This is a genomic window from Sphingomonas sp. (assembly GCF_035317925.1).
Taxonomy (GTDB): domain Bacteria; phylum Pseudomonadota; class Alphaproteobacteria; order Sphingomonadales; family Sphingomonadaceae; genus Sphingomonas_I.
The window spans coordinates 1-6,594 of the sequence record NZ_DATHFV010000053.1 but is presented as its reverse complement, the minus strand read 5'-3'; the positions used below and the strand labels follow the sequence as shown (position 1 = coordinate 6,594).

General features: G+C 64.8%; 10 protein-coding genes. 4 read left to right on the top strand and 6 right to left on the bottom strand.

The features are described 5' to 3' along the window. On the bottom strand, positions 1-555 hold a 555-nt coding region (locus VK533_RS04190), incomplete at its 3' end, for an aldo/keto reductase (protein WP_324375296.1). 128 nt (positions 556-683) lie between these two features. Next, complete coding sequence (locus VK533_RS04185; protein ID WP_324375295.1) at positions 684-1,490, bottom strand: SDR family NAD(P)-dependent oxidoreductase; 807 nt, start codon at positions 1,488-1,490, stop codon at positions 684-686. Between the two features lie 69 nt (positions 1,491-1,559). Between VK533_RS04185 and VK533_RS04180 the strand changes: the two genes are divergently transcribed. Then, positions 1,560-1,997 (top strand): helix-turn-helix domain-containing protein, encoded by a 438-nt coding sequence (locus VK533_RS04180; RefSeq protein ID WP_324375294.1) that lies wholly within the window; start codon positions 1,560-1,562, stop codon positions 1,995-1,997. Here VK533_RS04180 and VK533_RS04175 read toward each other — a convergent pair. The 4 genes from VK533_RS04175 to VK533_RS04160 all read right to left on the bottom strand — a co-directional run bounded on the left by VK533_RS04175 (position 1,994) and on the right by VK533_RS04160 (position 3,777). Then, on the bottom strand, positions 1,994-2,392 hold the full coding sequence (locus tag VK533_RS04175) for an EVE domain-containing protein (RefSeq protein WP_324375299.1): 399 nt from the start codon (positions 2,390-2,392) through the stop codon (positions 1,994-1,996). The two genes, VK533_RS04180 and VK533_RS04175, sit on opposite strands and share 4 nt — an antisense overlap. Further along, positions 2,392-2,799, bottom strand: coding sequence for a PaaI family thioesterase (locus VK533_RS04170; RefSeq protein ID WP_324375293.1), 408 nt, complete (start codon positions 2,797-2,799; stop codon positions 2,392-2,394). The genes VK533_RS04175 and VK533_RS04170 overlap by 1 nt, the downstream gene beginning before the upstream one ends. Further along, positions 2,796-3,224, bottom strand: coding sequence for a PaaI family thioesterase (locus VK533_RS04165; RefSeq protein WP_324375292.1), 429 nt, complete (start codon positions 3,222-3,224; stop codon positions 2,796-2,798). Before VK533_RS04165 ends, VK533_RS04170 begins: the two co-directional genes overlap by 4 nt. Before the next feature lie 97 nt (positions 3,225-3,321). Further along, on the bottom strand, positions 3,322-3,777 hold the full coding sequence (locus VK533_RS04160) for a universal stress protein (RefSeq protein WP_324375291.1): 456 nt from the start codon (positions 3,775-3,777) through the stop codon (positions 3,322-3,324). 115 nt (positions 3,778-3,892) lie between these two features. Here VK533_RS04160 and VK533_RS04155 point away from each other — a divergent pair, with 115 nt between their 5' ends. The 3 genes from VK533_RS04155 to VK533_RS04145 all read left to right on the top strand — a co-directional run. Next, complete coding sequence (locus tag VK533_RS04155) at positions 3,893-5,179, top strand: pyruvate dehydrogenase complex dihydrolipoamide acetyltransferase (protein WP_324375290.1); 1,287 nt, start codon at positions 3,893-3,895, stop codon at positions 5,177-5,179. Between the two features lie 53 nt (positions 5,180-5,232). Further along, positions 5,233-5,565, top strand: a complete 333-nt coding sequence (locus VK533_RS04150; RefSeq protein WP_324375297.1) for an acyl-CoA thioesterase — start codon at positions 5,233-5,235, stop codon at positions 5,563-5,565. Between the two features lie 54 nt (positions 5,566-5,619). Next, positions 5,620-6,594: FAD-dependent oxidoreductase (locus tag VK533_RS04145; protein ID WP_324375289.1), on the top strand; the 975-nt coding region annotated here is incomplete at its 3' end.

The following is a 6,594-nucleotide window of genomic DNA, read 5'->3' as shown; positions in this document are numbered from 1 at the left end:
ACCCTGGTAGGCGACATAGCGGGCGAGGCCCTGTGCGTCCGAATAAGCGAGGCTCTTCATCAGCTGCCAGCCGGAGAAGTTGGACGCGCCGATATAGCCGATCTTGCCCGCGCTGATCAGGTCGTCGAGCGCGCGCAACGTCTCCTCGACCGGGGTGAGCGCGTCGAAACCGTGCATGAAATAGAGGTCGATATGCTCGGTCTGGAGCCGCTTGAGGCTGGCCTCGACCGAACGGACGATGTGGAAGCGCGACGAGCCGACATCGTTGGGGCCGTCGCCCTTGCGGAAGGTCGCCTTGGTCGAGATCAGCGCCTGATCGCGCTTGCCCTTGAGCGCCGCGCCCAGAATCTCTTCCGACGCGCCGCTCGAATAGACGTCGGCCGTATCGAACAGGGTAACGCCCGCATCCAGGCAGATATCGATCAGCTTGCGCGCTTCCGCGACGTCGGTGTTTCCCCAGCGTTCGAAGAAGGCGTTGGAGCCGCCAAACGTGCCGGTGCCGTAGCTCAGGACGGGAACCTTGAGGCCGGAACGGCCAAGCTGACGATAGTCCATGGATGCGCCTTCCTGGAGAAGTTCGAACGGGCGGCAGATAAGGCTCTCGCCGCCCGCTTCAAGCAAGACTCCGGACCTATTCTCGGCGGATTCGCGCTATCCGACGGAAAGGCCAGGCAATTAGAATGTCAGGCGGGCTCGGGCACGCGATAGCGTTCGGCCACGTCGCGGCGCGACAGGTTCGGCCCCATCGCCAGCCGCGCGTCGTTGAACGCGGTCCATTGGCCTTCGTCGGCCAGCGGCGGGATCGTCACCGTCTCGCGCCGGTCGAAACCGACCAGCGACGCATCGACCAGGTCGTCGACCGTCATCACGATCTCGGGCGGGAAGGCGTCGACGTCTTTACCCGACCGCTCCCAGATTTCGGTGCGCGTCGCGCCCGGCAACACGGCCTGCGTATAGACGCCCTTGTCCTTGAGCTGGCTGGCGAGACTGAGGCTCAGGTTGAGCAGATGCGCTTTGGAACCCGAATAGAGGCCATCGAACAGATCCGGCGCGAGCGCCAGTACCGAAGCGATGTTGACGATCGCGCCGCGGCCGCGCGCGACGAACGCCTTGGCGGCCGCCGAGGCAAGCAGGGAAGGGGCGGTGATGTTGAGCGCGATCAGCCGCTCGATCTGCGCCGGCTCGACCTCGACGATCGTGCCGGTCATGGACATGCCGGCATTGTTGACGAGAATGTCGATCGACGGATCGGACGCAAGCCGCTTCTCGATCACGCCCAGGTCGTTGCGGTCGGTCAGGTCGGCGCGCACCACGTCCACCGTCACGCCCGTTTCGGCGCGCAGGCGATCCGCCAGCGCATCCATCCGTGCCTTGTCGCGCGCGACCAGAATCAGGTCGTGTCCGCGTTTGGCGAGCCGGTCCGCATAGACCGCGCCGATACCCGAAGAAGCGCCCGTGATCAGCGCCGTGCCCGTATAATTCTTGCTCATGGTGAAACCCTTTCGCGACTCGGAGATAAGTGACTTGCATTTTGATAGTTATGTCGCTATCAAAATGCAATGGACAACGAAAAATATGCTTCCGGCACCTGCCCCGTGGGTCGCGGCGCCTCCCGCGTGCCCGATCTGTGGAGCATCATGATCCTGCGCGATGCCGCGCTGGGCCACACCCGCTTCGACCAATTCCGCAAGAGCCTGGGGATCGCGCCCAACATATTGACGCGCCGCTTGGCGGCGTTGGTCGAGGACGGCCTGCTGGAAAAAAGCCGCTACAGCGAACGCCCGCCGCGCGACGAATATGTGCTCACATCATGCGGGCGCGATTATCTGCCCGTGCTCCAGGCGATCGCGGCGTGGGGCACGAAGCATTTCGGCGGCGGCCCGCTTTCGACCACCTTCGATGCGGATACAGGCCAAAAGATCGAGCCGGTCGTGATCGATCGTGTGACCGGCAAACCGTTGAGTGAGATGAAGCTAAGGGTCGAGCAGCCTGGCTAGCCGCCCATTTCCAGCAATACGGCCCATTCGTCCTCGCGCACCGGCGTCACCGACAAGCGCGATTGGCGCAGCATCTCGAGCGCCTTCAGCCGCGGCTCGGCCTTGATCGCCTCAAGCGTCACCGGCTTGGCCAGCTTGCGTACCGGCTCCACCGCCACGCTCGCCCATTTGCCGTCGTCGCCGTCGGGCTGCCAGGCGCGCATGATCTCCATGATCCCGACCGCCGCTTTCTCGGTATTCGAATGATAGAACAGCGCCTGGTCGCCCGGCTGCATCTCCTTCAGGAAATTGCGCGCGGTATAATTGCGCACGCCGGTCCATTCGGTGCCCTTGTCGCGGACAAGGTCGTCCCAGCTATAGGCATCGGGTTCGGAACGCAGCAGCCAGTATCGCATCATTTCTCTGCCGGTGGGGTGATTGCCAGGTTCATCCGCGCCGCCGCGATCACCCGGTCGGGATCGTCCTGCCACGCGGTCACCGCGACATTGGCGACGCGCCCGCCGACGCGCACCACCTCGCCGCAGGCATAGACGTCCGCGGGCAAACCGGGGCGCATGAAATCGACCGTCACCGTGATCGGCTTGAACACCGATCGCGGATCCTCGCCTTCCTCAAGCGTCGCGTCGATCGCGGCGATGGCGGCGATTTCCAATAGGCCGGAAATCGCGCCGCCGTGGATTCCGCCCTGCAGGTTCAGCAGCCCTTCCGAAAAGGGCATGACCAGCAACGGCGCGCTATCGCGCTCGCCTTCGATGCGGATGCCGAGGAAGTCGGCATAAGGCAGCAGCGCGACGTCGCTCACTTGCCGTCCCCCAGGATCATATAGGTCGCGGTCAGGTGCGCGACCGGATCGTCGGGGTCGCCATCGTGCGCCAGCCCACGCACGAACGCGATCCGGCGTGTCAGCCGATAGCATTCGGCGCGGCCGGTCATGGTCTGGCCGGGGCGCGATGGGCGAAGATAGTCGAGCCGCAGATCGAGCGTCGCCTGCGGCTTGAATCCGCCGCGCTTCGTCCACACCGCGAAGCCCGCGGCCGTATCCATCAGCGATACGATCGGGCCGGAGGCGAGGATGCCGCTCGCCGCATCCGACACCAGCCGCCGGTCATAGTCGATCGCGAATTCGCACCAGTCGGCGCCTTGCGCCACGAAGCGCAGCCCGAGCGCGACGATATGCCCACCCTTTGCGGATGCCAGAAGTGCAGCAGGGTCGAAGCCGGTGGACATTATTCGTTCCGCATATGGAAGCGCCGCATCCGCCACAAGCGTCCAACTTCGTCATTCCTGCGTCGCGGGATGAAGTGCCTGCAAAGCGCCTGACGGTTCAGCTCAGCCGGTCGAGCGCTTCGTCGGACAGGGATCCCGGGATGATCATCACCGGGCAGCGCATCGTGCCCGCAGCCGCGCCCGCGAAATGCGCGACTAGCGGGCCGGGGGCGCCGTCCGCCGAGGCGCCCAATACCAAAGCCGCGACATCCGGCCGCGTCTCCAGCAATTCGCGCACTACCGCCACCGGATCGCCCTGGCGGACGATGATGTCGGGTTTGAGTCCGGTTTCCTTCATCAGTTCGCCGGCGGCTTCGGCGACCATGCCTTCGACGCGCAGCCTTTCTTCTTCCTCCATCGCCGCCTGCACGCCGGACCATTGGACGAACTCGGCCGCGGGTACGAGCGCGAGGATGGCGATCGCGCCGCCGGTCTTGGCCGCGCGTCGCGCGGCGAAGCGCAACGCGGTGCGCGCTTCGGGCTTGTCGTCGATCACGGCGAGATAAGTGCGCATCCGCCCTAGAAATCGCGCGTTCTCGGCCTTGTGGCAAGCTAGCCTTGACCCTGAGGGCACGCTGTCCGAAAGGAACGCCGCATTTCCGTCCCCGCCTGACAGAGGCCAGTCGTCCATGCCGATCGAAATCAAGATGCCCGCTTTGTCCCCGACGATGGAGGAGGGCACGCTGGCGAAGTGGCTCGTCAAGGAAGGGGATACCGTCAAATCGGGCGATATCCTCGCCGAGATCGAGACCGATAAGGCGACGATGGAATTCGAGACGATCGACGAAGGCACCGTCACCAAATTGCTCGTCGCCGAAGGTTCGGACGGCGTGAAGGTCGGTGAAGTCATCCTGATTCTCGCCGGCGAGGACGAAGATGCCTCGTCGCCCGCGCCCAAGGCCGATACCGCGCCTGCGCCCGCCAAGGCTGCCGCGCCGCAGAAGGAGCCCGAAGTCGCCAAGGCCGCGACGCCTGCACCGGCTGCGCCCCAGGCCGCCCCCGCGGCATCGGGTGATCGCGTCAAGGCGAGCCCGCTCGCGCGCCGCCTCGCCGAGCAGCAGGGCGTCGATCTGTCGAGCGTGACCGGGACCGGTCCGAACGGCCGCATCGTCAAGGCGGACCTTGCCGGCGCCCAGCCCGGTCAGGCCAAGCCTGCCGCCGCGGCGCCCCAGGCCGCTGCCCCCGCACCGGCTGCGGCGCACACGCCCGCCCCGGCGCCGGAAGGCGTACCGTCGGAAACGGTCAAGCTTTCCAACATGCGGAAAACGATCGCGCGCCGCCTGAGCGAATCGAAGCAGCAGGTGCCGCACATCTACCTGACGGTGGACATCAACCTCGACGCCTTGCTCAAGCTGCGCGGCGAATTGAACAAGGGTCTCGAAAGCCGTGGCGTGAAGCTGTCGGTCAACGACATGCTGATCAAGGCGCAGGCCGCCGCGCTGATCGAAGTGCCGTCATGCAACGTCCAGTTCGCGGGCGACAATTTGATCCAGTTCAAGCGCGCCGACATTGCGGTCGCGGTCTCGATCCCGGGTGGCCTGATCACCCCCGTCGTCACCGGCGCCGACACCAAGTCGCTGTCGGCGATCGCGACCGAGATCAAGGATCTCGCCGGCCGTGCGCGTGAGGGCAAGCTCCAGCCGCACGAATATGCCGGCGGCACCGCCAGCCTGTCCAACATGGGCATGTTCGGCATCAAGCAGTTCGAAGCGATCATCAATCCGCCGCAGGCGATGATCCTCGCGATCGGCGCGGGCGAGAAACGGCCTTATGTCGTCAACGACACGCTCCAGATCGCGACCGTGATGAGCGCGACCGGCAGCTTCGATCACCGCGCGATCGACGGCTCGGACGGCGCAGCCTTCATGGCCGCGTTCAAGCGCCTGTGCGAAAACCCGCTGGGCATGCTGGCTTGAGCAGCAACGATCCGGCGCTTCCCGTCGGAGAACCCGCCGTCCGGGTGGTCGCCATGCCGGCGGACACCAACCCCTATGGCGACATTTTCGGCGGCTGGCTGATGTCGATCATGGATAGCGCCGCCGGCACCGTCGCCTCGCGTTTTTCGAAAGGCCGCGCGGTCACGATCGCGGTCGACGGCATGACCTTCCACAAGCCGGTCAAGATCGGCGACGTCGTCTCGGTCTATGCCGATGTGATCTCGACCGGGCGCTCGTCGATGAAGATCGACGTCTCCGCCTGGCGCCGCATCCGCGCCGGTGAGGAAACCGATCGTGTCACTCACGCCATCTTCACCTTCGTCGCGATCGGCGATGACGGCCGACCCAGGGTTATCGGCGAATAGCAGCGCACTATATTGGTGCGGAAATTCCAGACATTCCGAACAGAAGAGGCTCCAGTGGCTGAAACCTTTGATCTCGCAATTCTCGGCTCCGGCCCCGGCGGTTATGTCGCGGCGATCCGCGCGGCGCAGTTGGGCATGAAGGTCGCGATCATCGAACGTGAGCGGCTGGGTGGCATTTGCCTCAACTGGGGCTGCATCCCGACCAAGGCTTTGCTGCGCACGTCCGAAGTCTATCATTACATGACGCATGCCGAATCCTACGGCCTGACGGTCGAGAAGGCCGGTTTCGATCTGCCCAAGATCGTCGATCGCAGCCGCAAGGTCGCGGGCCAGCTCAACGCCGGCGTCAAAGGCCTGATGAAGAAGAACAAGGTCACCGTGTTCGAAGGCGTCGGCACGCTCACCGGCAAGGGCAAATTGCAGGTCAAGACCGGCGACCAGAATGTCGATATCGTCGCCAAGAACATCATCCTCGCGACCGGCGCGCGCGCCCGCGATCTGCCTTTCGCCAAGGCCGACGGCGATCGCATCTGGACCTATCGCCACGCGCTGACGCCGGCCGACATGCCGACCAATTTGCTCGTGATCGGATCGGGCGCGATCGGTTGCGAATTCGCCAGTTTCTATTCGGATATGGGCGCCAAGGTGACGATCGTCGAGATGCTCGATCGCATCCTGCCGGTCGAGGATGCCGACGTTTCGGCCTTCGTCCAGAAGCAGTTCGAAAAGCAGGGCATGAAGGTGCTGCCCAAGCACGGCGTCGAGAAGATCGACGTGAAGCCCGGCCGCTCGGTCACCGCCACGATCAAGCTGCCCGACGGCAAGACCGAGACGCAGGAGTATAGCCACGTCATCGTCGCGGTCGGCATCGTCGCCAATACCGAGAATATCGGGCTGGAAGCGCTCGGCATCAAAACCGATCGCGGCCATGTCGTGATCGACACCATGTGCCGCACCAATGTCGAGGGCATCTACGCGATCGGCGACATTACCGGCGCGCCGTGGCTGGCGCACAAAGCGAGCCACGAG

Excerpts from the sequence above, each read along its gene's own strand:
- VK533_RS04185 (WP_324375295.1), bottom strand. The coding sequence starts at position 1,490 with ATGAGCAAGAATTATACGGGCACGGCGCTGATCACGGGCGCTTCTTCG.
- VK533_RS04180 (WP_324375294.1), top strand. The coding sequence starts at position 1,560 with ATGGACAACGAAAAATATGCTTCCGGCACCTGCCCCGTGGGTCGCGGC.
- VK533_RS04175 (WP_324375299.1), bottom strand. The coding sequence starts at position 2,392 with ATGCGATACTGGCTGCTGCGTTCCGAACCCGATGCCTATAGCTGGGAC.
- VK533_RS04165 (WP_324375292.1), bottom strand. The coding sequence starts at position 3,224 with ATGTCCACCGGCTTCGACCCTGCTGCACTTCTGGCATCCGCAAAGGGT.
- VK533_RS04160 (WP_324375291.1), bottom strand. The coding sequence starts at position 3,777 with ATGCGCACTTATCTCGCCGTGATCGACGACAAGCCCGAAGCGCGCACC.
- VK533_RS04155 (WP_324375290.1), top strand. The coding sequence starts at position 3,893 with ATGCCGATCGAAATCAAGATGCCCGCTTTGTCCCCGACGATGGAGGAG.
- VK533_RS04150 (WP_324375297.1), top strand. The coding sequence starts at position 5,233 with ATGCCGGCGGACACCAACCCCTATGGCGACATTTTCGGCGGCTGGCTG.